Genomic DNA, 25326 nt, shown 5'->3' with positions numbered 1-25326 from the left:
AGCTTCCATCGCTCAGCCCTTCGCCTCAAGCAGTTCCGAACGCGCATCCCCTTCCAGCCGATGCCACAAACTCCACGCGGCACCCATACCAGCCAGCGTCAGCAGCAGACAGAAAACACAAACCCCGGCCCAGCCCCAATGCGTATAGAACACCCCGCCTGCGGCACCGAGCACGCTTGAACCCAGGTAATACGAAAACAGATACAGCGCCGAGGCTTCCGCACGCAGCGCGCCAGCACGCACACCCACCCAGCTGCTGGCTACCGAGTGACCGCCGAAGAAACCAAACGTGGCCAGCGCGATACCCGCGGCCATCGCCGGCAACCACGGCATCGCCAGCAATACGATGCCCGCCAGCACCAGGCCGAAGGACAGCACCAACACCGGCCCGCGCCCCAGCCTGCCGGCCAGCTGCCCCATCCACGCCGAGCTGACACTGCCCACCAGGTACACGCTGAAGATCAATCCCACCAGGGTCTGGCTCAGACCATACGGCGGCGCCAGCAAGTGGTAACCAAGATAGTTGTAGAGCGTCACGAACACACCCAGCAGCAGGAAACCACAGGCGAACAGCCAAGGCAGCGCGGCATCGGCAAACAAGCCGGCAAAGCGCGCCGGCATCCGCATCGGCTCGGCACGCTGTGCATGGAAGTGACGCGATGCCGGCAGCTGTGTCCACAGTGCAAGCGTGGCCAGCAACGCGATCACGCCAACTGCGGCAATGCCGGCGCGCCAACCCCAATGATCGGCCACCACCCCGGCAATCAAACGCCCGCTCATGCCGCCGACCGCGTTGCCGCCTATATACAGGCCCATGGCCAAGCCCAGCGAGCGGCTGTCCATTTCCTCGACCAGCCAGGTCATCGCCACCGCCGGTACGCCACTCAGGCTCAGGCCCAGCAAGGTGCGCAGCACCAGCAGCGTGCTCCAGTCATCGACCAAGGCGATGGCCAAGGTCAGCAATGCCGAGCTCAGCAACGAAACCACCATCACCGGGCGCCTGCCGATGCGGTCGGAGACGATGCCTGCCACCAGCATCGCAACGGCCAGCACGCCGGTACTTAACGACAACGCCAGCGCGCTGTTGCCGGCGCTGATACCGAAGTGGCTGCTGAAGCCCGGCAGCAAGGGCTGCACGCAATACAACACGCCAAACGTGGCGAAGCCGGCCATGAACAGCGCCAGCACTGCACGACGGAATTCAGGAGTGCCTTGGCGAATGTGGGGCTGCTCGCCTATCGCGCTTGGCGACGTGACTGGCGCGAGGGATTCATTGCAGGCAGGTGGGTTGCCGGGTTCGAGTTGCATTGCATCTTGGCCTGCGTTGGCGGGCCGCTTGATTGGGAATGCGGGAAAGCTTGAACCCGCGGATCGAGTCGATCCATAACCTACTGTGTACCGATTGATACTTTCAACGTATTGATTCACCAAGCGCGTGAACCACCGGCGTGAGATCAATCAGCGAGGCAAGTCCCTTCTCCCGCGTGCGGGAGAAGGTGCCCGAAGGGCGGATGAGGGGAGCTTTTGGCTCTGGCATTTGCTTGTGCACTTTTTTGCTTCTGGCTTCATCAGCCAAGAGCTTCCCCTCACCCCAACCCCTCTCCCGCAAGCGGGAGAGGGGCTTTAGCAAAAGCCTGAGCAAAAGCCTGAGCAAAAGCCTGAGCGAAAGCCTGGGCGAAAGCCTGGGCAAAAGCCTGAGCAAAAGCCTGAGCAAAAGCCTGAGCGAAAGCCTGGGCAAAGGCCTGAGCAAAAGCCTGAGCAAAAGCTTGAGCAGAGCCTGATCAAAAGCCTCAACAGGCGCTTTGCGCCTCAGCAATCACAGCCTTTCCAACCCGGCTGCTTGCTGGTCTGGCCAATGCCGGGGTTGAAGGTATTGCTGGGGTCCAACTGCTGGTAGAACTGCGCCAGCGCCGGCTTGGCCGGATACAGGTGGCCGACATTGTGCTCGGCCGGGTACTCGGCGCCACGCGCATCCAGCAGCTTCCACATGGCGTGCTCGATCGCCATCGGGTCTTCACCCTTGCGGGCGATGTAGTCCTGGTGGAACACATGGCACAGGAAGTGTCCGTAATAGAGCTTGTGCAACAGCCGCGCGTCCAGTTCGGCCGGCAGCTGCTCGAACCAGTCGCGGTCGTCGCGGCGCAAGGCGATATCCAGGGCGACGATGTCCTGCACCTGTGCACGGTGTACTTCGCGGTAACGCACCGCTGCACCGGCCACCGCGAATCGATGCAGGAAGGCCTTGCGCCCTTCGTCTGGTGTGCAATGAAAATAATCGCCCTCGTGGTCGGCGAAGAAGCCGCGCAACCAGCTTTCCGTTGCAGCGGCATCCTGCGCCGACACCTTCACCAGCAGATGATGCTCATAGCGCTGCCGGAACTCACCCATGCGCTTGGGCAGATGCGACGGCAACAAGCCGGTCAGCAGCTGCAGCGCACGGTCGGTGACCGCACGCAGGCCCAGCCGCTCGAACCAGCCATCAACCCGGCTCTTCAGTGCAAATGCCGCCGGCACCCGCGCTGTGCCGAGCTTGTCGATCAGCAGGAAGGTGTCCTTGCCGTAGCGCTCGCCAATGTCATAGGCAACGCGGTGAATATATTCGCCGGAAATCGGCAGCCGCTCGAAGCCGGTCAGCAGCTGGCGGCGGATGGCGGTGAGGCTGTCGGTGCGGTTGCTGCCGATATAGAACACCTCGGCCGCTTCCTTGGCAAAGGTATCCAGGCGCACCGCGAACACCGCCAGCTTGCCGGCCGAGCCAGCCGCTTCATAGTGACGACTGGGATCGGCATTGAAACGCGCCGGCGTTGCCGCATCCACCTGCCGCACCTGTTCGGCGTAGCACGGATCGGAGCCGGCACGCTGCCCATCAACATGCACATCGGCCGCCGTGTAGTCACCTGCCTGCAGGCGCTGCAGGATTTCTTCCGGCGTATCGCCCAAGGCGATGCCGAGATGGTTGACCAGCTGCAGCTGGCCGTGGGCATCAACCTGCGCATACAGCGCCATTTCGGTATAGGCCGGGCCGCGCCGCACCAGCGAGCCGCCGGAGTTGTTGCACACGCCTCCCAGCACCGAGGCGCCAATGCACGAGGAGCCGATCACCGAATGCGGTTCACGCCCCAGCGGTGCCAGGGCCTGCTCCAGCCTATCCAAGGTTGCGCCCGGCAGGCACAACACCTGCCGGCCTTCATCAAGCAGTTGCACGCCGCTCAAGCGCAGCGTGCTGATCAATACGATCGGCCGGCCATAGTCGTCACCATCCGGCGTGGAGCCGCCGGTCAGGCCGGTATTGGCCGCCTGCAGGATGATCGCCGCCCCGCCCTGCACCGCTGCCTGCAGGGCGCGCCACATTTCCAGCAGCGTGCCCGGCCGCACCACCGCCAGCACTGCGCCATCACCGAAGCGATAGCCCTTGCGGAAACGTCGCGTCGCCTTGTCGCCGGTCAACACGTGGGTCTCACCCACGGCAGCACGCAACTGCGCCAACAGCGCCTCGTTCGTACTCATGCCACGTTGACCAGCGAATCCCGGCTGATATCGGCAATACGGCGCGCGCCGGTCAGCGTCATCGCAACACGCATTTCCTTGGCGATCAGGTCGAGCAGGTTGGCGACGCCGGCCTCACCCTGCGCCGCAAGCGCGTAGACGAAGGCGCGGCCCAGCAGCACGCTGTCGGCGCCCAGCGCCAGCATGCGCACCACGTCAAGGCCATTGCGGATGCCGGAGTCGGCGAGGATCTTCAGATCGCCCTGCACCGCATCGGCAATTGCCGGCAACGCGCGCGCGGTGGACAGCACGCCGTCGAGCTGGCGGCCGCCGTGATTGGAGACCACGATGCCATCGGCACCAAAGCGCACCGCATCGCGTGCGTCGTCCGGATCGAGAATGCCCTTGATCACCATCGGGCCTTTCCAGAACTCACGGATCCACTCCAGGTCCTTCCACGAAATCGACGGATCGAAGTTGCTGCCCAGCCAACCGATATAGTCCTCCAAGCCGGTCGGGCTGCCGCGATAGGCGGAGATGTTGCCCAGGTCATGCGGACGCCCGCGCAGACCCACATCCCACGCCCAGCGCGGATGGGTGACGGCCTGACCAATGCGACGCACGCCGGCATGCGCGCCGCTCATGCCCGAATGCGCGTCGCGGTAGCGTGCGCCCGGCACCGGCATATCGACAGTGAACACCAGGGTGGTCACACCGGCTGCCTGCGCGCGCTCCAGCGCGTTGCGCATGAAGCCACGATCGCGCAGCACATAAAGCTGGAACCACATCGGCCGCTTGATGGCCGGCGCCACTTCTTCAATCGGACACACCGACACCGTCGACAGCGTGAACGGAATGCCGCGGCTCTCCGCCGCACGCGCGGCCTGCACTTCACCGCGGCGCGCATACATGCCGGTCAGGCCGACCGGTGCCAGCGCCACCGGCATGGCCAGCTTTTCACCGAACAGCTCGGTTTCCAGACTGAGGTCGGACATGTTGCGCAGGATGCGCTGGCGCAGCGCGATGTCGGACAGGTCGGAAACATTGCGTTTGAGCGTGTGTTCGGCATACGCGCCGCCATCGATGTAGTGGAACAGGAACGGCGGCAGACGACGCTGCGCGGCCGCACGGTAATCGGTGGAGGCGGAGATGATCATGGGTCAACCGTGGGGGGAAGGAAGCCGCGAAGCACGGGCGCGCCGGGCTTCGTCTTCATCGAGCGTGCGCAGCGTTGTGTGCACGAACTCAAGATGGGTGTGCGCGGCGGCTCGCGCACGCTCGGGGTCGCCGGCCAGTACCGCATCCATCATTTCGCGGTGTTGGTCGGACAAGGGTGAAAAGGTGGTCGATGCGGTGTAAAGCTTCTCGCGGCTCTGCGAGATGTTGGTCTGCAGCAGCTCGAACAAACCGCGCATCACCTGCAGCAGCACCAGATTGTGCGAGGCCTCGGCGATGGACAGATGGAAGGCGGCATCGGCACGCGCCTCGCCGGTCGGGTCATCCTTGCCATGCGCGTCCATCATGGTCTGGAAGGCCTGCGCGATGCGCGCACGGTCCTCATCGGTTGCCCGCAGCGCGGCGTGCCAGGCGGTGGCGCCTTCCAGTGCGTGGCGGATCTCCAGCACGTCGAAGCGGTATTCCGGATCGCCCTGGAACAGCGGCAGATACGGCGCCAGCGGCTCATCCAGGGCAAGCCGGGCGCGCGCGGCCGGCTCGGCCACATAGGTACCTCCGCCCACCCGCGCCACCAGCAGGCCTTGGCTGCCGAGCTGGGCAATGGCCTCGCGCAGCGCGGTGCGCGAGACCCCGAGCTGCACCGCAAGTGCGCGCTCGGAGGGCAGCCGGTCACCGGGCTGCAGTTGTTGTTCGTCCACCAGCACGCGCAACTGCGCGGCCACCTTGTCGGAAATGCGTTGCGTACTCATGCCGACATTGTGGCCCGAAGCTGCGCGGCGTTGGCGGATGCGCGCGGCCATGGCTCAGGGAATCATCCAGGTGAGCCAGTAGGCCTGCGCGGTGGTGATCAGGCCGACCATCACGGTGAAGATCAGGCTGTGCTTGACGGTGAAACGGAACAGGTCCGATTCCTTGCCGGCCAGGCCCACCGCCGCACAGGCAATGGCGATGGACTGCGGCGAAATCATCTTGCCGGTGACGCCGCCGGTGGTATTGGCGGCGACCAGCAGCACTTCGGATACACCAATCTGCTGCGCGGTGGTTGCCTGCAGCGCCGAGAACAAGGCATTGGACGAGGTATCCGAACCGGTCAGGAACACGCCCAGCCAACCCAGGAACGGCGAGAAGAAGGTGAAGGCCTTGCCGGTATGGGCAAGCGCCAGTGCCAGCGTCGCCGACAGCCCGGAGTAGTTGGCGATGAAGGCGAAGGCCAGCACCATGCCGATGGAGTAGATCGGCATTTTCAGTTCGTTGACGGTCTCACCGAAGGTGCGCACCGCCGCACGTACCGGCATGCGCAGGTAGATGATGGCGATCACCGCCGCCAGCATGATCGCGGTGCCGGTGGCCGAGAACGCATCGAACTTGTACACGGCCTCGTAGGCGGTAGGTGCGTTCACGATTGGCGGCATCTTCTGCACCAGCTGGTCCAGGCCCGGCACCGGCAGCTTCACTACCCAGTGTTCCAGCGGGCCACCGGCAGCGAACAAGGCCTTGAACGGCTTGATGCTCCACAGCGTCACCATCGCGGTGAGGATCAGGAACGGCGACCACGCCTTGGTGATCTGCGCGGCGCTGTAACGCGGTGCCGTCGATGCCTGCGCGGCAGCCTCGGCGCTGGCGTCGGTTTCAAAGCGGAAGATGCGCTTGGGCTGCCAACGGCGCAGGAACAGCGTCAGGCACACCAGCGAGGCCAACGACGCGGTGATGTCCGGCAGCTCCGGGCCGATGAAGTTGGAGGTCAGGTACTGGGCGATGGCGAACGAGCCACCGGCAATCAGCACCGCCGGCCAGGTTTCCTTGATGCCGCGCCAGCCATCCATGATGGCCATGATCCAGAACAGCACGATGATGGTCAGGAACGGCAGCTGGCGGCCAGCCATCTGCCCGATCTCGAACGCATCCAGGCCGGTTACCTGTCCAGCGACGATGATCGGAATGCCCATCGCACCGAAGGCCACCGGCGCGGTGTTGACGATCAGGCACAGGCCGGCCGCATACAGCGGCTTGAAGCCCAGCCCGACCAGCAGCGCGGCGGTGATCGCCACCGGCGCACCGAAACCGGCCGCGCCTTCCAGGAAGGCACCGAAGGCAAAGCCCACCATCAGCATCTGCAGGCGCTGGTCTTCGGTCACCGACAGGATCGAGGCGCGGATGATGGCGAACTGACCGGTCTTGACCGCGATCTTGTACAGGAACACTGCGCCGATGATGATCCAGGCAATCGGCCACAGCCCGTACAGGAAGCCGAACCCGGCCGCACCCAGGGCCTGCGCCACCGGCATCCGGTAGAACAGCAGCGCAACCGCCAATGCGATGGCGACGGTAATGGTGCCGGCCAACCAGCCCTTCATGCGCAGCACGGCAAGGGCGACGAAGAAGAAAGCGATCGGCAACAGCGCGATCAGGCTGGACAACCAGAGGTTGCCAGCGGGGTCGTACAGTTGTTCCCAGGGCTGCATGCAGGATCTCGTCAAAGGCGAAAGGCGGCCCACCCGCAGGTGGAGAAGGCGGCTGCGGCATTGGTATTACCAATATGCCTGCATACCAACCAGCGAGACGCGATTGAAGCGCCGTTTCCGCGGAGATCCTATTAGACCATAGGGTTAGTAAGGGATATTGGTATTACCAATATGCCGATTTTGTAGGAGCGGCGTAAGCCGCGAAGCCAACACCAATACAGCCCCTTTCTGATTGCCATTGCATGCATGCAGATTGCCGGCGCTATCTGCTTCGCGGCTTACGCCGCTCCTACAAAAAAACAAAAACAAGGCAAAAAAAACGGCACGTCTCCGTGCCGGTTTCTTTTTCGCTATCGCCGCTTACAAACGCAGCCACTCCGGCCCGTCACCGCGCCGCCAGTACACCGCCACCGCCTTGCCGTAGACCGTATCGGCATCCACCAAGCCGAAGAAACGGCCGTCGAAACTGTCGCCACGGTGGTCACCCACCACCAGCAGTTTGCCAGCGGGAATGCGGATGCCATTGATGTCCGGGCCGCCGCCATCGTCCAGGTCCAACTGCACCTGCTTGTTGCCGAACACCTCGCGCGCAACTTCCTGGCGCAGCGGCTGGCCGTTGATGGACAGGTAACCATCGTGCAACTGCACGCGGTCCCCGCCCACCGCAACCACGCGCTTTATCAGCCGCGTGCCGTCGGCGGGCGAATCAAACACCGCGACATCGCCGCGCTGCGGCGCCTGCCCGGCCAGCACCTGCAGATCGGTGAAGGGAACGCGCAGGCCGTAGGCGCGCATATCCACTACCACCCGGTCCCCCGGCTGCAAGGTGGGCTGCATCGAGCCACTGGGCACCTGGTAGTGATTGGCCAGGCTGTCACGGGCCGCGAACAGCAGCAGCAACATCACCGCCAGCGGCAGCGCTTCGCGGCGCAGCCAGCTGGCTACGGGATGGGCTGGTGAGGCAGAGGCGGTCTCGTTCATGTCCGGTCACAAGGCGGGAGATAGGCAGATTGACCTATGGCCTGCGGGTAAGTTCCCGCGCCGCTGTGCCATCCCCTGCGCAGACAGATTGCTACGCACACTTTACGCCTGGCAGCGCTTGCGCCATGGCAGGTTTATGCCGGCCCGGCGCATCGTTCCCTCACCGCGCCGCAGGGCGCTTGATTGTGGTGTTGCATGAGCCTTCTGCTGATCAGGCACAGCCGGGAAACCGCGTTGCCTGACTTCCAACTGCCGAGCGAAATAGCCGGCCATCGCCTTGAGTGCCGCCACTGCAACTCGCTGCCGGCATTGGCCGCTTGCCTGCGCGACGCCAGCACCCGCCGCCCACACTGGGTGCTGATTGAAAACGCCGCAACCGACGATGCGCAATGGGCCACGCACGGTGCTGTCGTGTGCAACGCACTGGACCTGTTACCGGCGCCATACATTGAAATCGCACGCCACGATGCCGACACGCTGGAGGCCCATCTGCACCCCAGCCATGCGGCTACCGCACTGGTGATCTGCAGCAGCAGCGATGAAGATGCCAGGCGCCTCTCGCTGGCGATCACCGCACGCCTGCTCAACAGCCGCCAGGACGCCTGAGCCATGGCCATCTTCATCGTGCGTGGGCCGGAAACATGTGATGTGCAGGCGCCAGGATGCAGGCCACTACCGGGGCCACTGATGACAGCGCTGGTGCAGCGCGCACTGGAGGCCGGCATCAGTGTCGCGCAGCGCAGCTGCGCCTCCGAACAGGCACTGCTGGACACGCTGTGCGCGGCCGATCACAGCCCTGACGACATCCTCCTACTGGCACCGGCAGCATGTGTCCACAGCCCCCGCCTGCAGCGCCTGTTGCCTCACCTGCACAACGCCTATGTCGAGGTACACGAAGACGACCCGCACGCACCGCAAGCCCGGCTACCGGCCAATCTCGGCCATCGCCTGGGCATTGCCCAGGGCTACTGCATGCAGAGCTACGCATTGGCACTGGAGCTGGCGTTGGAACACATGTGCTGCACCGATGCCGGCGAGCGCGTGCACGTGGGCACCTGAGATGGATGCGCATCGCTATATCGCCGGCTACGAAATTTATGTAGACGGTCATCCATTCTGGTGGGGGCATCTGGCCGTGCAATTGGACGCTGCCGATCCGCTGCTGCAGCAGCCGCAGGCCTTGCTGGATCATCTGTGTGCGATGGCTGCCCAACGACATGATGTCTCTGCGGCGCAGGTGCGCTTGAAGATGATCAGCCGGGTGTAGCTTTGAGCCTGACTCATCAGTGGATTCGTGGTTCATGCTGCTGCCGCGTTGCTGATGGTTCTTTGGGAATTGCCTGCCGAGCATGGCTCGGCACTACAGGTGGGTCTTGACTGCGACGATTGAAAACCTGTTTCGATATGATCGACACCTGCACAGGTACATCGCAGCGTGATGGCACCTGCTACCACCCAGGACGATATCCGACATGAAACGTCACGCCATGCTGCTGTGCCTGCTGTCTGCTGCCATACCCGCTGTCGCAGCCGATGCGCCTGATGAGGCTGCCACCGTGGCCATCGTCACTGCCGGTCAGTGGCAGTCGGGGGAGCAGCAAGGGGTTTACCGCGTGCGGCTGGAGAACGTGGGTTTCGAGCATGTTTCCTGCAGGGTCTGGATTGAATGGCTGACCGCCAGCGCGGCTGGGCAGCCAATGAGCACAGTCGCCCGGGTGCCACTGGCCGAAGCATCGGACAGCTTCTGGTCCTGCCCCAACCGTGGCCAGACCGTTGTGCTGGGCGACGCCGCGCTGCAGCTCAACCTGGTGCATGCCTATTCGCTGGAACCGCGCTCGTTCAACGTGGTTCTGGGTGCGCCCGGGCATTACCAGTTGCAGGCCGAAGCCCGGCCCTGACCGTCGGCGCAGCGCTGCGATACAAGGCGCGTCGCAGGCCGACGAGATCGATGGGCGGTGCTGCGGCTGTCGGCTTTGATGACCCAAGGACACGATCACAGTAACGAATGGAATCCGCTGCAACTTCATTCATCGCTACGCGCATCGCGTTTGGACGGCCGCTGCCTGCTGCTGTTGGCGAGCGTGCTTCGCGGCTTACGCCGCTCCTACACGCTGCTGATGGGTGGCTTGGAAAGCCCCTGCCGAGCATGGCTCGGCACTACATGCCCCCTCCCTTTTGCGTAGCAAAGGGGAGGGTTGGGGAGGGGTGCTTGGAAAGCCCCTGCCGAGCGTGGCTCGGCACTACCTGCTCCCTCCCTTTTGCATAGCAAAGGGGAGGGTTGGGGAGGGGTGCTTTTGCGGCCTTTCCAGCGCTGCATGCTTCGCGGCTTACGCCGCTCCTACACGCTGCTGGGGGGTGGTTTGGAAAGCCCTGCCGAGCATGGCTCGGCACTACATGCCCCCTCCCTTTTGCGGAGCAAAGGGGAGGGTTGGGGAGGGGTGCTTGTAAAGCCTCTGCCGAGCATGGCTCGGCACTACGTCAGGTCTTTGCCGAGCACCGCTCGGCATTAGCCTCAATCGTCGTCTTCTGCGGCGGCTTCGCGGCCTTGCTGGCGGATCAGGGCTTCTTCGCGGGCGTCGTTGATGGCGTGGCGCACGCTGTCCAGGTCCACGGCGCGTTCGTCCGGGGTGAACTGGCCGGTCAATACGGTATCGGGCAGAAGGTCACCGGTTTCGAACAACTCCCACATTTCTTCGCCGTACCAGGTGTCCAGCAGCTCCGGGGCGCTGCGGCCGAGATTGGCGGTGAGGTTGTTCATGTCACGCAGCAACATGGTGCGCGCGGCATTGTTGCCACCGGCACTGACCACCTGCGGGAAATCGATCACCACCGGGCCGTCCGGCCCAACCAGCACGTTGTACGGCGACAAATCGCCGTGGATCAGGCCGCAGCACAGCATCAGCTTGACCTGCTGCACCAGCACGGTGTGGAACTGACGTGCCTGCTCGGCGCTCAGGTCCACCTCGCCCAGGCGTGCGGCGCTGAAGCCTTCGGCGTCGGTCACCAGCTCCATCACCAGTACGCCATGGAAATAGCCGAACGGCTCGGGGACGCGCACGCCGGCATCGCGCAACTGGTACAGCGCGTCCACCTCGGTGTTCTTCCACGCCGCTTCGGCCTGCTTGCGGCCGTAGTTGCTGGCCTTGCCAATGGCGCGGGCCTCACGGCTGCCACGCACCTTGCGGCCTTCCTGGTACTGCACGCGCTGCTGGAAGCTGCGCTGTGCCATGTCCTTGTAGACCTTGGCACAGCGGACTTCACCGCCGCTGCGGACGACGTAAACCGCCGCTTCCTTGCCGCTTTTCAGCGGGCGCAGAACCTCGTCGATGACGCCGTCGTCTATCAGTACCTGCAGTTGTTGGGGTGTTTTCACAATGTCTCGGTGGATGCGGGTGACGGTCCGATCTGCATCGAACGTGGGCCGTCCGGGTGGGATCAGGCGGGCATATTGTTGCCGATGGTAAAGAAACGGGCCAGCCATGGCAGCAAAACAGGGTTCAGGCTGGACAGTTGCGGTGACAAATATGCGAACGGCCAGGCGTTGTGCCTGGCCGTTGGGTTGGGGTTATTGCCGGGGGTGCAGCAGGCTTCGCCTGCCCCCTCTCCCCAACCCCCGCTCCGCGCCCCGGCCCTTGCGCCAGCGCAAGGTCGTTCAAGGTGCCACGAACCTGCGGTTCGTCAGCCGGCCCCTTTCACCCCGCAAGGGGAGAGGGGCCACAGCAGCAGCGCTGCCGCGTCGAGTGCTGCTTTGGCCGCAGAATCCCAGCCCCCTCAATGGGCGAAAGCAGCAAGACTGCAGTATCGAGTGGTGCCTCAACCTGCGGGATCCCAGCCCCTCTCCCCTTGCGGGAGAGGGTGCCCCCGCGAACGCGGGGGCGGGAGAGGGGTTGCTTTGGTAGCCTCAGCGGCTGAGCACACCCGGGTTCATCAGGCCCTTGGGGTCGAGCTGGGCCTTGACCGCATCCAGCACCGCCAGCGCCGCCGGGTCACGGCCGGCGCGGTAATCGTAGAACTTGCCCAGCTGCAGGTTGGCCGCACCGTGCGCGCGCATGGTGTCGGCGATCTGCCGCTTGAGGACATCAGCCGCGGCGCGGGCGTCCAGGTGCTCACCCGGGCAGCCGATGCGCTCGCGGTGGTCGGCATCGACGGTACGCTGGTGGAAGACATTGTGGCTGTCGGGCCAGTAGATGCAGGGCTCGATCACAACGGTCTGTGCGCCCACGCTGGACAGCAGCGTGCCGATGAAGATGCCGTGCTTGTCCATGGTTTCCTGCTCGCGTACGAACAGCGCCTGCAGCGCGTTGAACATGCCGGTGGCCTTGGAATGCGGCACCAGCGCATGCACTGGCGCCCAGCGCTCGCCCTGCGGGCCCAGCATTGAATTCCATGCGGCGAAGGGATTGGCCGCCATCATCTTGGGGATGGACGGCTCCACGCTTTCCCCAAACTCGCCCACCAGCTTGCGCGCGCGGGCGACGCGGTCGGCCACTTCGGCGGCGCTGTCGCCTTCCAGGGTGATGTGCAGCGAAAACTGCTCCTGGTCGACGATGTCGCGGCCCTTCACCGCCAGCTTCAGGCCGGAGATCAGGCCGCCCTTCTTGATCACATTGGTCAGCGCCTTGACGTCGCTGGACAGGCCGGCGCGGCGCATGCGCACGCGGGTCAGCGCCGGATCGAAGGCCGCCGTTTCACTGGCCAGACCATTGCGCGACAGCACGCCCAGCGCGGCGAACAGGCCTTCAGCGGTCGGGAACTGCCAGGACAGATAATCAATGTGCGCATGCCGGGGAATCAGCTTGAGCACGATGCGGGTCTTGATGCCGAGCAGGCCGCAATCGCCGAGAAACAAACCGGTCAGGTCCGGGCCGTACCAACGGAAGAATGGCGCGGTGTTGGCCGCAGCCGCCGAACCGGTGGTGAGAATATCGCCATTGGCGGTGACCACCTGCAGGCCCAGCACCACGTCGGCCGAGCAGCCATAGCGGGCACTGCCGTGGAAGATCGCGCCCTGCGACATGCCGCCGCCCACGGTGGCGTGCGAACCGGACATCGGCCCGAAGTACGGCGTGCGCGCGCCCTTGGCATCCAATGCTTCTTTCAGAGCGCGCCAGGTAACGCCGGCCTCGACCACGACGTAGGCGTCCTCCAGATTGATCTCGACGATCTTGTCCAGCGCGCCGGTATCTACCAGCACCGCCGGGCTCTGCGCGGCGGTGTAGCCGCCGGTATAGCTCATGCCGCCACCCCGGGCGATCACCGCCACGCCGGCTTCGGTTAGCTGCTTGACCGCATCGGCAAGCTGCTGCGCATCATTCGGCCGCAGCACCGCCAGCAGCGGCTTGCCCTGCGAATAGACATCGGTGGAGAAGTACTCAAGCTCGCTGGCATCGGTGACGATGCTGCCGCCCCAGCTGGATTGCAGGCGGTCGATGACGGCGATTGCGGTGTCGTTGCTCATGGGGGTCCTTCAACTCAGGCAGACAGGGCGGCAGCGCGCCCCTGGTAATCGGATTCGGTGTCGGTGACTACGCGCAGCGGCACCGGCAAGGCGCGCAGGCGTGCGCTCAGATCGGGCGTGGTGACAGCGCGCAACAAGCCATGCAGGCGCGCGCCCAGGCGCAGCAGCTCGACCACGTTGGCGTGCACCAGCGCAGGTGCAGGTGCATCGACGCGACGGCGTGCGGCAGCGCTGGGCGGTAGCCACGGCCATAGCAGGTGGCGTTCGCGTTCCCATTGCCAGGCATCGCACAGATAACCACCGGCACGATCAATGACCGTCGTCGGCAAATTCTGCAGCAGCAGCGCCTGTTCTTCGGCGTTGAGCAGCCAGGGCGAATGCAGCACGACCTCGGCAACGCGCGTGCCCAAGGCATCCACCAACGCAGGTACGTAGCCAGCGGCCGCGCCATGCGCTTCGATCACCAGCGGCAAGGCCTTGTCTGCGGGAATGGCGTCGCGCAGTGCGGCGACCAGCGTGGCAGCATCCAGCGGACTGTCGCTTTCGCAGGAGGCACCATGGCCGGGCAGATCCGGCAGCAACCATGCGCTGTCACCGGCATCGATCTGCTGCGGCGACAGCGGGCGCGTGCCCGGCGCGTGCAGGCACAGGCGCAGTGCGCCCTGCCCTGCGCGTTCCCATACCGCCATGTCACCGGCAGCGGTGGCGATGATGCGGCGTTGCCAGTTCGCCGATGCGGCGACAGAAGTGGCAGCTTCGACAAAGGCCGGTTCGTTCGCCAGGACCTGCGCCAACCAGCCATCCATGCTGTCGTGCATAGCGGGAATGCCATCGGGCTCTTCAACCACCGTCACGTTGGCCGGCAAGTCGTGCAGGCGCGGCATGTGCGCCAACAGCGGATCGCCATGGCGGTACACCAGCCACGATGGCATCTGCAGCTGCTGCACCCAGAAGTGATCGTTGTGGCGGAACGCGGCGGCGTAACCGGCGCGGTAGGTATCGCCCACGTCGAGCACGTCCATCACCGTCTCGCGGCTGCTGTCGGTGGTCTGCGGTGCAATCGCCATGGCCGCTTCGGCGCGGCCGTCGTACCAGGGGAAGTAGTACTTCTGCTCGCGCATGCGCGACCACAGCCAACGCAGGTGCGAGCCGTCCCACTGCGCCACGAACGGTGGCAGATAGGCATCGCCGTACAGCGCGCTTTCTTCCGGGGTAAATGCCGCATAGCCATCGACCACCAGCGCGGCAACCCGCGCCGGCTCGGCCCAAGCCAACCAGGTCGCGATCAGCCCACCGGTATGCATGCCGAACACGGCGAAGCGCTGCAGGCCGAGAGCATCGATGAACTGCAGCGTGGCGGCACCGAAATCCGCAATCGTCATCGGGTTGCCAGGCAAGGCATCGGAATAACCGAAGCCCGGCGTGTCCGGCGCAATCACGGTGTAACGGTCGGCATAGCGCTGCATCATCGCCGCCCACATCCGCGAGTTCTGTGGTGACTGGTGGATCAGCACCAGCGCCGGGCCGCTGCCGGCAACGCGGTAATGCACCTGTCGTCCGTTGACGGACAGGAAGCGCCGTTGGATCTGGGTCATGCGTATTCCTTAGAGCCGTACCAGCGCCTTGCCCAGGTTGTCGCCATTGAGCAGGCCAATGAAACCAGCCGGCGCAGTGGCCAGCCCGTCGTGAATGTGTTCGCGGTAGCGCAGCGTGCCGGCGGCAATCATCTGCGCCAATTCGCTGCGGCATTGCGCGAAGTCGCCCAGATGGTCGTAGACCACCAGGCCTTCAAGCCGTGCGCGCGCACCAATCACCGGACCCAGGTTGGGGCCAGCCGGGCGTTCGGCACGGTTGTATTGATCGCTTAGCCCGCACAGCACTACCCGTGCATGCAGACGCAGCAGTGACAGCGCCGCTTCCAGCACGGCGCCGCCCACGTTGTCGAAATAGCCATCGATGCCTTCCGGGCAGGCCGCGCGCAGCGACGCGGCGAAATCCGCATCGCGGTAACTGACGCAGGCATCAAAGCCGAATTCGTCGGTGACGATGGCGCACTTCTGCGCGCTGCCGGCAATGCCGACCACGCGGCAACCGGCGGCCTTGCACAGCTGGCCCACCACGCTGCCTACTGCGCCGGCAGCAGTGGATACCAGGATGGTCTGGCCGGCCTTGGGCTGCAGAATCCTGCGCACACCGGCCCAGGCGGTCAGGCCGGGAACACCGAGCACGCCGACCGCGGTGCTGACCGGCGCCAGCGCCGCATCAATCAAGGAAGTGGTGTTTGCATCCATTGCCGCGAACTCGGCCCAGCCGGTCATGCCGGTGACCACGTCACCTGGCTGGAAGCGCCCACTGCGGTCTTCGACCACCGTGCCGATGCCGTAGCCCGGCACGATGCTGCCCAACGGCGGGCACGGCACCGCGTAACGGCCGCCGAGCTGCGCGCGCAGGAAGGGGTCCAGCGACAACCATTGCACCCGCACCCGCAGCTGGCCATCAGCGAGGGGCGGTAGCGGCAGCTGGCGCAGTTCAAAGTCCTGCGCCTGCGGCATGCCTTGGGGAACCTGCCGCAGGCAGATGGCCTGCATTGTGGTGTGCAGGCCGTCCATCATCAGAACGCGTTGATGCCGGTCAGCTCGCGGCCGATCACCAGCTGGTGCACGGTCTCGGTGCCTTCATAGGTGATCACCGACTCCAGGTTCAGCGCGTGGCGGATCGCACCGTGTTCGGTGGTAATGCCGGCACCGCCGAGCAGGTCGCGGCATTCGCGGGCGATGTCGATGGCCAGGCGGCAGTTGTTCCACTTGGCCAGCGACACCTGCTGCGGCTGCATCTGCCCGGCATCCTTCAGGCGGCCGAGCTGCAGTACCAGCAGCTGACCGGCGGTGATGCGGCGGGCCATGTCGGCCATCTTGATCTGCGCGCTCTGGGTGGCGGCTACCGGGCGGCCGAACAGGATGCGCTCCTTGGTATAGGCCAGCACTTCGTCCAGGCAGGCGATGGCCGCACCCAGCGGGCCCCAGGTGATGCCGTAGCGGGCCTGGGTGAGGCAGCCGAGCGGGCCCTTCAGGCCTTTCACGTTGGGCAGGCGGTTGGCATCGGCCACGCGCACGTTGTCGAAGAACAGCGCGCCGGTCACCGAGGCACGCAGGCTCATCTTGTGCTTGATTTCCTGGGTGGTGAAACCCGGGGTGCCCTTCTCGATGACAAAGCCCTGCACGCCTTCATCGGTGTTGGCCCAGACGATGGCGATGTCGGCTACCGAGCCATTGGTGATCCACATCTTGGAACCGTTGATCACCCAGTCGCCGCCGTCCTTGACCGCGCGGGTTTTCATAGCCGCCGGGTCGGAGCCGCCGTGAGCTTCGGTCAGGCCGAAGCAGCCGATCACCTTGCCGCGCGACATGTCCGGCAGCCAGCGCATGCGCTGCTCTTCCGAACCGTAGGCGTAGATGGGGTACATGCACAGCGAGCTCTGCACCGAGACGAAGCTGCGGATGCCGGAATCGCCGCGCTCCAGTTCCTGGCAGATCAGGCCGTAGCTGACGCTGTTCAAACCGGCGCCGCCGTACTGTTCCGGCAGCGAGCTGCCGAGCAGGCCCATGTCGGCGATTTCGCCGATGAGCTCGTTCGGGAAGCGGCCCTGGTCGAAGCAATCGCCGATGATCGGCAACACGCGCTCATCGGTGAAACGGGCGACGGAATCCTGTACAGCGCGTTCTTCCTCGCTCAGCAGCGAACGCACGTCGAACAAATCGTAGGGGTTCAGTGTCTTCAGGCTCATTACTGTCTCTGGAAGGCGCATCCGCGCCCGGAAGGTAGGGGATAAGGTAGTTCAATCAGGCCGAAAGAATTGCTGCAGCTGCACGTTCGCCCGAGCTGACGGCCGCTTCCATGCCCGGAACCTGCAGTTCGGTCTGCTCGCCGGCAAAGTGGATGTTGCCGAACGGGGTATTGGCCCAGAGCAGGGTTTCCAGGAAACGGCCGGGGGCGATTTCAGAGAACGCGCCATCGGCCAGCGGGTCATTGCCCCAGCTGCGGGTCTCGAGCGGCAGCAGCGCGCCCTTTGATGCCGGGCGCAGCCGCTGCATGGCGTTGATGGCCCACGCAAAGCGCGCCTCACGGTCAAGCGTGTCGGCGTGCCGGGCCATCGCGCCGTTGAGCCAGACGATCAGCCGGTTGATCTGGCCATCGGCGCCGGGCACCGCAAACACGCGCTGCAGCGGGCCATCGCCCCACAGCGACAGCGGCAGGCCGTCGTCTTCCCAGAATTTGCGGGTGGGCTGCAGGTGCACGGTAGTCACCGCATTGGCGCCACGTGCCGACCACACTCCCTGCTGCGCCACCGGTGGTGCCGGATCGATGGCGATGCGGCTGAGCGGCCCGCTGGGCAGGGCCAGCAACAGGTGCGCAGCGCGGAAGCGGCGGCCGTCAGCACAGCGCACTTCCAGCGTGCCGCGCGAGGACTCCACCCGGGTGACCTGGGCATCGAGCACCGGCGGTTGCGCCAGCGAGGCGGCCATGGCCTCGGGCAGCGCCTGGCTGCCGCCCTGCACCCAGCCGGTGCCCTTCGAACCAAACCGCCGCAGCGCATCGCGGCGCAGGGCATCCAGCGCGCTGATGGTCTGCAGCGAGGAAAAACTATTGCCGATATCCATCCACTGCAGCGCCTGCGGCGACCAGCCCTTGCTGGCGATCAGTTGCGCCAGCGGGATATCCAGCGAGAGATTGTTGGGGTCGCGCCAGCTGTCCGGCGCCGGCAGGCCCAGCTCACCGATCGCGGTGGCCAGCAGCATCGGCGGCAACAGGCCATGTTCGCGGCCCTGCAATGTATTGAGGGGGCTTTCACCCCATTGCGGCGCAGGCACCAGCCTGTCGCCCAGTACCAGCCCCAGCCCTGCGGCGCTCGGCAAGGCGACCGACGGTGGCTCGATGCCGACACCCACGCGTTTGGCATGGGCATGCACGCGTTCGTAGCCGGTACCCACTTCCACGCCGCCGATTTCAAAACGGATGCCATTGCGCACCACGGTCTGCAGGCGGCCGCCAACGCGCGGGTTGGCCTCCAGCACGGTAACGCGGGCACCACCCGCTTCCAGCGCATACGCGGCAGCCAAACCGGCCAGACCGGCGCCGACCACGATCACATCGCTGCTCGGCACTTTGGCGTGCAGCATGCCCGGCAGCAACGACAGTGCGGCCATGGCGGAAACTCCCTTGATGAAATCGCGTCGTTGCATTGCGGGAACCTGAGGGTGCGGGTTGCTGTTGCTTCACTGCCGTCCTTCCCACACAGGTGGGAAGGACGCTTTGATGACTTTCGATGAATCCAAACAGGCGATTCGCGGACTGGGAGGACGCAGCGCGTTCTCCCAGCCCGCGTTTACCGCTTAGAACTTGTAGCTGACTTCCACGCCGTACATGCGCGGCAACGACGGGGTAAGACCGAAGTCGCGCAGGTTGGTCACGGCCACGCCGGTCAACGGCGGCACTGCCGGCACTGCCACGTAAGCGTCCGGATTGATCGTGCGCTGTGCGTCTTCCAGGGTGCGGTCGTTGAACGCGTTGTTGACATAGGCCGAGACCTGCAGCTGCTCGGTCGGGCGGATGCTGAAGCGGAAGTTGGTACGGGTGGAAGCGCCGATATAAGCCAAGTTGTCGACCTGGATGTAGCGCTTGCCCTCGTAGTTCACGTCCATGTTGGCGGTGTATTCCCAACCATTGGACAGTGCGCCGTCATACATCAGGCCCAGCGTCGCCTTGTGCTTGGGTACGCGCGGCAGCGTGGCGCCGGCAGCATCAGCGGCCGGGTCCGCCAGCGTCGGGGCGTTGCTGTCGGAGAACAGATCGGCCTGGTCCTGGCTGATGAACTTCAGGATCTCGGCATCGGTGTACGAATACGCCAGGCTGGCCAGCCAGCCCTGCGCGAACGCCCACTGGCTTTCCAGCTCGAAGCCACGGATGCGCGATTCACCGACATTGGTGGTGTAGCTGGTCGAGAACAGCGAGCCGTTCTTGCGGATCACCGGGCCGGTTTCGGTCAGCTGCTGGTTGGTCCAGTCGATCTGGTAGATGTTGGCGTTGACACGCAAGGTGCCGTCCAGCCAATCGCTCTTCATGCCCAGCTCGTAGTTCCAAGCCTCTTCTTCCTTGTACGTGCTCAAGCCACGCGCGATCAGCGCGTCACGCTCGGTTTCGAGGAAGTCGGCACGGTAGACGTCGGTGTTGAAGCCGCCCGGCTTGTTGCCCTTGGACACCAAGCCGTACAGATTGACGTTTTCCTGCGCCTGGTAGCTCAAGGTCCAGCGCGGGGTGAAGCTGCTGAAGGTCTTGGCCAATGCATACGGCTGGCGGTAGGTGCTGCCGGCCAGCACACGGATGTCGGTGCCGCCCTTGCTGATTTCGTCGCGCGCATAACGCCCTTCCAGCGAGGTGGTCCACTGGTCGTTGATGCGCCAGTTGATCAGGCCGTAGAGCGCTTTGTTGACGGTCTGGTCATCGGGGTCTGTGGGCACCGGGGTGACCACCTTGCTGCCACCGATGGTGTAGCCGGTCAGGTCGCCGCCCCAGCCGGGCAGCGCCTGCTGCTTGTAGTAGTACGCACCAAGCATGCCCGACACAGCCAGGTTCTGGTCGGTGGTCAGGCGGATGTCCTGCGACCAGTTCTTGACGCCGGTGTCGGCGAAACTTTCAAAGCCACCGCCGTAGCCGCGAATGGCGCTGTAGTCCTGGTCGCTGGCCGAATAGGTATCGCTCTTGTTGTAGGCCGAGGTCGAGGTCAGGTTCCAGCCATTGGCGAACAGGTAGTCCACCACCACGCTGGTACGCAGCAGGTCGGTCTTGCGCCCCGGGAAGTAGCCGGCGCTCTCGAATTCCTTGGTGTTCAGCGCGTATCCCGCCGGTGCCTTCAGCTCACCACAGTAGTAGCCGCGGCGGCGCGACTCGAGGATCGGCACACCACCGGCCGAAACGCCGCTGTACTCGGGCAGGTAGCAGTTGAGGTTGTTGCTGCCCAGGCGCGCAACGGCAAAGTGCTGGTCGCGGCTCTTCTGCTGCATCACCCGTGCGGTGATATCCAGCGCATCGGTCGGCGACCAGGCAATGGCGGCCATGCCGCTGATGGTCTCGGTGCCGTTGAGGTCTTTCCTGCCCGAGGCACTGTTGTAGAACACGCCATCGTTGCCGCGCTTGTTCAGGCTCAGGTCGTAACCGAACGAGCCGTCTTCATTGCCGCCCGAATAGAACAGGCCCATTTTTTCCTGGCCGTAGTTGCCGGCGCCCAGGGTGACCTTGCCGCCCGGTGCGCTGCCCGGGCGCTTGGTGATGAAGTTCACCGCGCCGGAGAAGGTGCGGCGACCGAACGCCGCCGACTGCGGGCCACGGATCACTTCCACGCGCTGGATGTTCTCCAGGCCGTAGCTGGAGATGTCACCTTCGACATAGATGCCGTCGATGAAGAACGAGGCGTTGGACTCGCCCTGGATGTTGGACATGCCGCGGATCACCGGGCGATCGAAGCCGCGGCCGTAGCCGGACTTGAACGAGAAGCTTGGCGACAGGTTGGCGATGTCGCGCACGTCGACCAGGCCCTTCTTCTCGATGGTCTGCGCGGACATGGCGGTGATCGGCAGCGGCATCTGCTGCAGCGGCTCGGACACGCCGCGTGCGGTTACGGTGATCTGGTCAAGACTCTGTACGGCATCGCTGTTGGCGGCCGGCGGTGCAGCCGATTCGTCCGCGGCTTGGGCCGCGGCGTTGCCTGCGCACAACATCAGTGCAAAGGCGATCGAGGAGCACAGCAGGTCTGGCTTGATGATTTTCATTTATTTCCCGACTGGAAAGTTTGATCGGAATGGATTGGGAGGATGGATGCGCCGTCTTGGGGGAGGGTTCCGTCCTGTGTTTCCGTACTTCAGTCCTGCTGTTTCGCCGCCGCGCCCTGCTTGAGCTGCTTGTAGTAGCTCCAGCTGGTGACGTTGGGCTGCACCCAGGTTTCAGGTGCGCGTGCGTACTCCGGGTAGCGGGTACGGACGAGTTCCTGGATATCGGCAGGCAGTTCACTGACCGAGGCGCGCTTGTTGCCCTGCGCGACGTACAGCAGATTGCCCGGGCGTGTGCCCAGCTTCATCCAGGGGAGCCACGGCCCGATGCGGGTCCAGCCGTAGGTGACCGGCACGCTCTTCAGCGCCGGGTTTTCGAGGTCCGCGCGGGGCGCGAAAAACATGAAATGCTCCGAGCCCATGTAGGTGGGGCCGGAAGATTCAGCGGGGAATTCGCTGGGCTGCAGCGGGTTGGGATAGGCCAACGGAATGTTGAGCGTCAACATCACCTGGTCACCGGCTTCCACCCACGGCAGGTGCAGCGGCCGGCCCGGTGCATTGAGCACGGTGTTGACCGGGTCGTTGGCAACCTGCACCACCTCGTTGCGTTCGCCGGAGAACGGGTTGTCCCAGCTGTCGATGATCTTGCCGGTCTTCAGGTCGCGGTAGAACGTCAGCTCGCGGGTATACAGGCGCCACACGCCATCGGCCTGCTTTTCGGCACGGCAGATGTTGTAGCCCTCGAAGCCCAGCTGCGGTGCCGGCTTCTGCCCCGGCTCCTGCGAGAACAAGGTGCCGGCCCACCACAGGATCTCTTCCTGTTTCGGGTCCAGCGAACAACGCAGCTTGACCATTGCCTCAACGCTGCCCTGTTCGGACTGCAGATCCAGCGCTTTCGCCTGTGGCGAAAGTGCAATTGCGGCAGCCAGCAAAACGGATGACATTCGAATCACGTCTAACCCCCCGGTTGAAGTGGAGCCAGAAAGCCAGCGGCTGGCGTGCTCCGGACCACGGAAGACGAGTCTGTTGACCCATCAAAGATGTCATATAGCTATATCATTAGTACATGATTGTCCAATCATTTGTAGAACCTATGTCGCAGATCCCGTGGCAGTGCTGGGGCGTGTGAAAACGCTGCAGCAGCAGGCCTTGGCGGGATTGCGCAAGATGTTGCTTTGCAACAAGAAATGACCTGGCGACGATGTGAAAATCGGCACTGGTATTTTGTCCGGACATTTGAGAAATTCGGGATTCGGGGGTGTGAGGGCGGCCTGGTGGCGGCCGGCATCAACGCCGTTCATGGCCCACATAGCGGCATCCGCCGCACTGGTACCAACGGACGCTTGACCCTGAGCAGATCCGCATGACATATAGATATAACTTTAGAACTTGAAGCCTTTCGAGGAGTTGCCATGAGCCAGCAAGCCCTACCCCCGAGTTGGCAGCACGTAGGCCGCCACGCGGTGTTCCCTGACAGCGCGCTCGATGACACGGCACGCTTCGATTTCCTCGCCAACCTCAACGGTTACCTGGCCACCCAGCTCAGCCCCAAGGTCAAGCTGGCTTACGAGCAGCGGGTGAAGCCGGCGTTCGAGAAGGAAAAAGGCCGCGCCCCGGAAACCCGCCACGAAGTACGCAAGGCGATGGCTGCCGATGGCATCTACCAGACCTGGAGCGCCCTGCGCCGCAGCAGCATGGAGATGCGCCAGCAGGCCGGTCGCGGCCTGGTGCTCAAGCAGGTGGATGCGCTGATCGACAAGGCACGCGCGCTCAATGCCAGTGACGATGGCCTGCAGCTGGACGCATCGGTGAAGGTGCCGCGCTACTCCAGCGCCGTCGACATCCATTGCATGCCCGGCGGCTACCACACCGAACTGCTGGCCGATGACGTATCGGCGGCCGCCAACTACGACTGCGGCATCTTCGCCACCACCGGCGGCATGCTCGGCCGTTACAACGATGGCGGCGGCCAGGCACTGGCGCAGTGGCTGCAAGAACAGCACCCCGAATTCAAGCCGCGCCGCATCCTCGATATCGGCTGCACGGTCGGCCACAACATCGTGCCGCTGGCGCAGGCCTTCCCGGACGCCGAGGTGATCGCCATCGACGTGGCCGCACCGATGCTGCGTTATGCGCATGCACGCGCCCGCGCCCTGGGGGTGAACAACATCCGTTTCCGCCAGGCCAATGGCGAGGCGCTGGATTATGCGGACGGCGCGTTCGACCTGATCACCACCTCGATGTTCTGGCACGAGAGTTCGGCCACGGCGATGCCGCGCAAACTGCGCGAAATCCATCGCCTGCTGGCAGCCGGCGGCCTCACCGCGCATCTGGAACAGCCGCAGTACCACGGCATGGACCCATACGAGCAGTTCATCCGTGACTGGGATGCGTACAACAACAACGAGCCGTTCTGGAGCGTGATGCACGAGTACGACCTGCGCCAGATGATGGCCGCGGCTGGCTTCGATGCCGAACGCTATTTCGAAACCAAAGTCCGCGGCGTGGTCGACCGGGACATCTTCCCGGTCGCCAGCGAAAGCGGCGAAGACCACGGCCGTGCTGCGCTGTGGACCATGTTTGGAGCGTGGAAAGCATGAGCATCGATCCGATCGCCCTGGCCGGCAGCCGCGCCCGTGGCAAGCGTCCGTACTTCTTCAAGGACCCGGATGTCGAGCGCGTGCTCTCCATCGCCATGGCCATCGCCATGGAGAACGCGGTGACCCACCAGCGGCTGGATGCGCTGGAACGTTTGATCGAAAGCAAAGGCCTGCTCAGCAGCGAGGAACTGGACCAGTTCCGACCGGACCGTGAGGCCGAAGCCCAGCGGACGCTGTGGATGAAGGAATACATCGCCCGGGTCCTGCGCATCGTGCAGCAGGAAACCGAGGCCTTGGAAGGCGGTGCTATGGACGTGCCGATGGAAGAAGTGATGGATGCACTTCGCAACGAATGAGGCCCAGCCTCAACTGATGACATCAATACGACCACAAGGGAAACCGCAATGCCGAACATGCAACTGCACATGCCGCTGCTGGCCCGCCACGAAGGCGTCTGGGACGGCGTGTACCGTTATTACGATGCCAATGGCGACAAGATCGATGAGCACAAGTCGCGCCTGATCTGCCGCTTCACCAGCGACGAAAACCTGCCCTACCACCAGACCAACCACTACAGCTGGGCCGACGGCAAGGTGGAAGTGCGTGACTTCCCGACGCGCTATGAATTTGGCCGGGTGATCTTCGACAACGAACTGATCTACGGCTGGGCCGCCGAAGTGCCGCTGGACGATCACCACCGCACCGTCATGCTGTATTGGAAGCGCAAGGGCGAGGAAGGTCTGGAGCTGTACGAGATGATCCAGCTCTCCGATTGCGGGCAGATGCGCAACCGCATCTGGCATTGGTACAAGAACGGCGTGCTGGTACAGCGCACCCTGATCGACGAGAAGTTCGTCAGCCGCGACTGGCAGAAGATCAAGGGCGAGAGCTTCAACGGCGACCCGATCTGATTACGCAAACGGAATGATGACTCGGGGCGCGATGGCGCCCCGAGTTTGTTTGAACACTGCAGATACTGCTTGAGCCCCTCTCCCGCATGCGGGAGAGGGGTTGGGGTGAGGGGAAGCTTTTAAAGCTTTAAAGCTCCCCTCATCCGCCCCTCGGGGCACCTTCTCCCGCAAGCGGGAGAAGGGAAGCTGCAGAAGCAAAAGCCAAAGCAATTGCAAAAGCAATTGCAAAAGCCAAAAGCCAGAAGCCAAAAGCCAGAAGCCAGAAGCCAGAAGCCAGAAGCAAAAAGCAAAAAGCAAAAGAACAAAAACAAAACCGAAGGCGAAAGCGAAGGCGAAGGCGAAGGCGAAGGCAGTAGCCGGGGCAACTGCAACTGCACAAACAACCGCAACCGCAACCGCAACCGCAACCGCAACCGCAACCGCAACCAACAT

General features: G+C 64.2%; 23 protein-coding genes. 8 read left to right on the top strand and 15 right to left on the bottom strand.

The genetic code is table 11. The features are described from left to right. Positions 1-12 precede the first annotated feature (12 nt). Positions 13-1308, bottom strand: coding sequence for an MFS transporter (locus ACVOKO_RS09655; RefSeq protein WP_346498709.1), 1296 nt, complete (start codon positions 1306-1308; stop codon positions 13-15). A 140-nt stretch (positions 1309-1448) separates the two neighbouring features. Here ACVOKO_RS09655 and ACVOKO_RS09650 point away from each other — a divergent pair, with 140 nt between their 5' ends. After that, the gene (locus tag ACVOKO_RS09650; protein WP_346498708.1) at positions 1449-1781 is read left to right on the top strand and encodes a hypothetical protein; all 333 of its coding nucleotides are present in this window, start codon (positions 1449-1451) and stop codon (positions 1779-1781) included. A 28-nt stretch (positions 1782-1809) separates the two neighbouring features. Here ACVOKO_RS09650 and dld read toward each other — a convergent pair whose 3' ends face one another. The 5 genes from dld to lepB all read right to left on the bottom strand — a co-directional run bounded on the left by dld (position 1810) and on the right by lepB (position 8105). After that, the gene (gene dld / locus ACVOKO_RS09645; protein ID WP_346498707.1) at positions 1810-3507 is read right to left on the bottom strand and encodes a D-lactate dehydrogenase; all 1698 of its coding nucleotides are present in this window, start codon (positions 3505-3507) and stop codon (positions 1810-1812) included. Continuing rightward, positions 3504-4643, bottom strand: coding sequence for an FMN-dependent L-lactate dehydrogenase LldD (gene lldD / locus ACVOKO_RS09640; RefSeq protein ID WP_346498706.1), 1140 nt, complete (start codon positions 4641-4643; stop codon positions 3504-3506). Before lldD ends, dld begins: the two co-directional genes overlap by 4 nt. Before the next feature lie 3 nt (positions 4644-4646). Further along, positions 4647-5411, bottom strand: a complete 765-nt coding sequence (lldR, locus tag ACVOKO_RS09635) for a transcriptional regulator LldR (RefSeq protein WP_346498730.1) — start codon at positions 5409-5411, stop codon at positions 4647-4649. A gap of 54 nt (positions 5412-5465) precedes the next feature. Continuing rightward, positions 5466-7124 carry an L-lactate permease gene (gene lldP, locus ACVOKO_RS09630; RefSeq protein ID WP_346498705.1) on the bottom strand — a complete coding sequence of 553 codons (1659 nt, stop codon included), beginning with the start codon at positions 7122-7124 and terminating at the stop codon, positions 5466-5468. Positions 7125-7484: 360 nt separating this feature from the next. Beyond that, complete coding sequence (gene lepB / locus ACVOKO_RS09625; protein ID WP_346498704.1) at positions 7485-8105, bottom strand: signal peptidase I; 621 nt, start codon at positions 8103-8105, stop codon at positions 7485-7487. A gap of 195 nt (positions 8106-8300) precedes the next feature. On the opposite strand from lepB, the gene ACVOKO_RS09620 reads away from it, so the two are divergent. The 4 genes from ACVOKO_RS09620 to ACVOKO_RS09605 all read left to right on the top strand — a co-directional run bounded on the left by ACVOKO_RS09620 (position 8301) and on the right by ACVOKO_RS09605 (position 10003). Continuing rightward, a complete protein-coding gene (locus ACVOKO_RS09620) occupies positions 8301-8711 on the top strand; it encodes a hypothetical protein (protein WP_346498703.1) in 411 nt (136 codons plus the stop codon). A gap of 81 nt (positions 8712-8792) precedes the next feature. After that, the gene (locus ACVOKO_RS09615) at positions 8793-9164 is read left to right on the top strand and encodes a 3-dehydroquinate dehydratase (protein ID WP_346498702.1); all 372 of its coding nucleotides are present in this window, start codon (positions 8793-8795) and stop codon (positions 9162-9164) included. A gap of 1 nt (position 9165) precedes the next feature. Beyond that, positions 9166-9372 (top strand): hypothetical protein, encoded by a 207-nt coding sequence (locus tag ACVOKO_RS09610; RefSeq protein ID WP_346498701.1) that lies wholly within the window; start codon positions 9166-9168, stop codon positions 9370-9372. 205 nt (positions 9373-9577) lie between these two features. After that, the gene (locus ACVOKO_RS09605) at positions 9578-10003 is read left to right on the top strand and encodes a hypothetical protein (RefSeq protein WP_346498700.1); all 426 of its coding nucleotides are present in this window, start codon (positions 9578-9580) and stop codon (positions 10001-10003) included. Between the two features lie 614 nt (positions 10004-10617). On the opposite strand, the gene ACVOKO_RS09600 is transcribed toward ACVOKO_RS09605, so the two are convergent. The 8 genes from ACVOKO_RS09600 to ACVOKO_RS09565 form a co-directional block, all read right to left on the bottom strand. Next, on the bottom strand, positions 10618-11478 hold the full coding sequence (locus ACVOKO_RS09600) for a PA4780 family RIO1-like protein kinase (protein ID WP_346498699.1): 861 nt from the start codon (positions 11476-11478) through the stop codon (positions 10618-10620). Positions 11479-12006: 528 nt separating this feature from the next. After that, positions 12007-13563: an FAD-binding oxidoreductase gene (locus ACVOKO_RS09595; protein ID WP_346498698.1), complete on the bottom strand. Its 1557-nt coding sequence runs from the start codon at positions 13561-13563 to the stop codon at positions 12007-12009. A 14-nt stretch (positions 13564-13577) separates the two neighbouring features. Continuing rightward, positions 13578-15158, bottom strand: a complete 1581-nt coding sequence (locus ACVOKO_RS09590) for an alpha/beta hydrolase (protein WP_346498697.1) — start codon at positions 15156-15158, stop codon at positions 13578-13580. 9 nt (positions 15159-15167) lie between these two features. Further along, a complete protein-coding gene (locus tag ACVOKO_RS09585) occupies positions 15168-16175 on the bottom strand; it encodes an NADP-dependent oxidoreductase (RefSeq protein WP_346498696.1) in 1008 nt (335 codons plus the stop codon). Continuing rightward, complete coding sequence (locus ACVOKO_RS09580; RefSeq protein WP_346498695.1) at positions 16175-17347, bottom strand: acyl-CoA dehydrogenase family protein; 1173 nt, start codon at positions 17345-17347, stop codon at positions 16175-16177. Before ACVOKO_RS09580 ends, ACVOKO_RS09585 begins: the two co-directional genes overlap by 1 nt. A gap of 55 nt (positions 17348-17402) precedes the next feature. Then, positions 17403-18803, bottom strand: a complete 1401-nt coding sequence (locus tag ACVOKO_RS09575) for a flavin monoamine oxidase family protein (RefSeq protein ID WP_346498694.1) — start codon at positions 18801-18803, stop codon at positions 17403-17405. A 150-nt stretch (positions 18804-18953) separates the two neighbouring features. Then, positions 18954-21386 carry a TonB-dependent receptor gene (locus ACVOKO_RS09570; RefSeq protein ID WP_346498693.1) on the bottom strand — a complete coding sequence of 811 codons (2433 nt, stop codon included), beginning with the start codon at positions 21384-21386 and terminating at the stop codon, positions 18954-18956. An 89-nt stretch (positions 21387-21475) separates the two neighbouring features. Then, positions 21476-22327 carry a DUF1838 family protein gene (locus ACVOKO_RS09565; RefSeq protein ID WP_346498692.1) on the bottom strand — a complete coding sequence of 284 codons (852 nt, stop codon included), beginning with the start codon at positions 22325-22327 and terminating at the stop codon, positions 21476-21478. Positions 22328-22795: 468 nt separating this feature from the next. Between ACVOKO_RS09565 and ACVOKO_RS09560 the strand changes: the two genes are divergently transcribed. The 3 genes from ACVOKO_RS09560 to ACVOKO_RS09550 are packed head-to-tail and all read left to right on the top strand — an operon-like array spanning position 22796 to position 24894. After that, entirely contained in the window at positions 22796-23983 is a 1188-nt protein-coding gene (locus ACVOKO_RS09560; RefSeq protein ID WP_346498691.1) for a class I SAM-dependent methyltransferase, read from the top strand. After that, a complete protein-coding gene (locus tag ACVOKO_RS09555; RefSeq protein ID WP_346498690.1) occupies positions 23980-24339 on the top strand; it encodes a hypothetical protein in 360 nt (119 codons plus the stop codon). The genes ACVOKO_RS09560 and ACVOKO_RS09555 overlap by 4 nt, the downstream gene beginning before the upstream one ends. A gap of 48 nt (positions 24340-24387) precedes the next feature. Continuing rightward, a complete protein-coding gene (locus ACVOKO_RS09550; protein WP_062170515.1) occupies positions 24388-24894 on the top strand; it encodes a hypothetical protein in 507 nt (168 codons plus the stop codon). Here ACVOKO_RS09550 and ACVOKO_RS09545 read toward each other — a convergent pair whose 3' ends face one another. Beyond that, a complete protein-coding gene (locus ACVOKO_RS09545) occupies positions 24895-25326 on the bottom strand; it encodes a hypothetical protein (RefSeq protein WP_346498689.1) in 432 nt (143 codons plus the stop codon).

The organism is Stenotrophomonas sp. STEN240 (genome assembly GCF_056756175.1).
This window is presented reverse-complemented; position numbering and strand designations above follow the sequence as displayed.

Excerpts from the sequence above, each read along its gene's own strand:
- ACVOKO_RS09655 (WP_346498709.1), bottom strand. The coding sequence starts at position 1,308 with ATGCAACTCGAACCCGGCAACCCACCTGCCTGCAATGAATCCCTCGCG.
- dld (WP_346498707.1), bottom strand. The coding sequence starts at position 3,507 with ATGAGTACGAACGAGGCGCTGTTGGCGCAGTTGCGTGCTGCCGTGGGT.
- lldD (WP_346498706.1), bottom strand. The coding sequence starts at position 4,643 with ATGATCATCTCCGCCTCCACCGATTACCGTGCGGCCGCGCAGCGTCGT.
- lldR (WP_346498730.1), bottom strand. The coding sequence starts at position 5,411 with ATGAGTACGCAACGCATTTCCGACAAGGTGGCCGCGCAGTTGCGCGTG.
- lldP (WP_346498705.1), bottom strand. The coding sequence starts at position 7,124 with ATGCAGCCCTGGGAACAACTGTACGACCCCGCTGGCAACCTCTGGTTG.
- lepB (WP_346498704.1), bottom strand. The coding sequence starts at position 8,105 with ATGAACGAGACCGCCTCTGCCTCACCAGCCCATCCCGTAGCCAGCTGG.
- ACVOKO_RS09620 (WP_346498703.1), top strand. The coding sequence starts at position 8,301 with ATGAGCCTTCTGCTGATCAGGCACAGCCGGGAAACCGCGTTGCCTGAC.
- ACVOKO_RS09615 (WP_346498702.1), top strand. The coding sequence starts at position 8,793 with ATGACAGCGCTGGTGCAGCGCGCACTGGAGGCCGGCATCAGTGTCGCG.
- ACVOKO_RS09610 (WP_346498701.1), top strand. The coding sequence starts at position 9,166 with ATGGATGCGCATCGCTATATCGCCGGCTACGAAATTTATGTAGACGGT.
- ACVOKO_RS09605 (WP_346498700.1), top strand. The coding sequence starts at position 9,578 with ATGAAACGTCACGCCATGCTGCTGTGCCTGCTGTCTGCTGCCATACCC.
- ACVOKO_RS09595 (WP_346498698.1), bottom strand. The coding sequence starts at position 13,563 with ATGAGCAACGACACCGCAATCGCCGTCATCGACCGCCTGCAATCCAGC.
- ACVOKO_RS09590 (WP_346498697.1), bottom strand. The coding sequence starts at position 15,158 with ATGACCCAGATCCAACGGCGCTTCCTGTCCGTCAACGGACGACAGGTG.
- ACVOKO_RS09585 (WP_346498696.1), bottom strand. The coding sequence starts at position 16,175 with ATGATGGACGGCCTGCACACCACAATGCAGGCCATCTGCCTGCGGCAG.
- ACVOKO_RS09580 (WP_346498695.1), bottom strand. The coding sequence starts at position 17,347 with ATGAGCCTGAAGACACTGAACCCCTACGATTTGTTCGACGTGCGTTCG.
- ACVOKO_RS09575 (WP_346498694.1), bottom strand. The coding sequence starts at position 18,803 with ATGCAACGACGCGATTTCATCAAGGGAGTTTCCGCCATGGCCGCACTG.
- ACVOKO_RS09570 (WP_346498693.1), bottom strand. The coding sequence starts at position 21,386 with ATGAAAATCATCAAGCCAGACCTGCTGTGCTCCTCGATCGCCTTTGCA.
- ACVOKO_RS09565 (WP_346498692.1), bottom strand. The coding sequence starts at position 22,327 with ATGTCATCCGTTTTGCTGGCTGCCGCAATTGCACTTTCGCCACAGGCG.
- ACVOKO_RS09560 (WP_346498691.1), top strand. The coding sequence starts at position 22,796 with ATGAGCCAGCAAGCCCTACCCCCGAGTTGGCAGCACGTAGGCCGCCAC.
- ACVOKO_RS09555 (WP_346498690.1), top strand. The coding sequence starts at position 23,980 with ATGAGCATCGATCCGATCGCCCTGGCCGGCAGCCGCGCCCGTGGCAAG.
- ACVOKO_RS09550 (WP_062170515.1), top strand. The coding sequence starts at position 24,388 with ATGCCGAACATGCAACTGCACATGCCGCTGCTGGCCCGCCACGAAGGC.
- ACVOKO_RS09545 (WP_346498689.1), bottom strand. The coding sequence starts at position 25,326 with ATGTTGGTTGCGGTTGCGGTTGCGGTTGCGGTTGCGGTTGCGGTTGCG.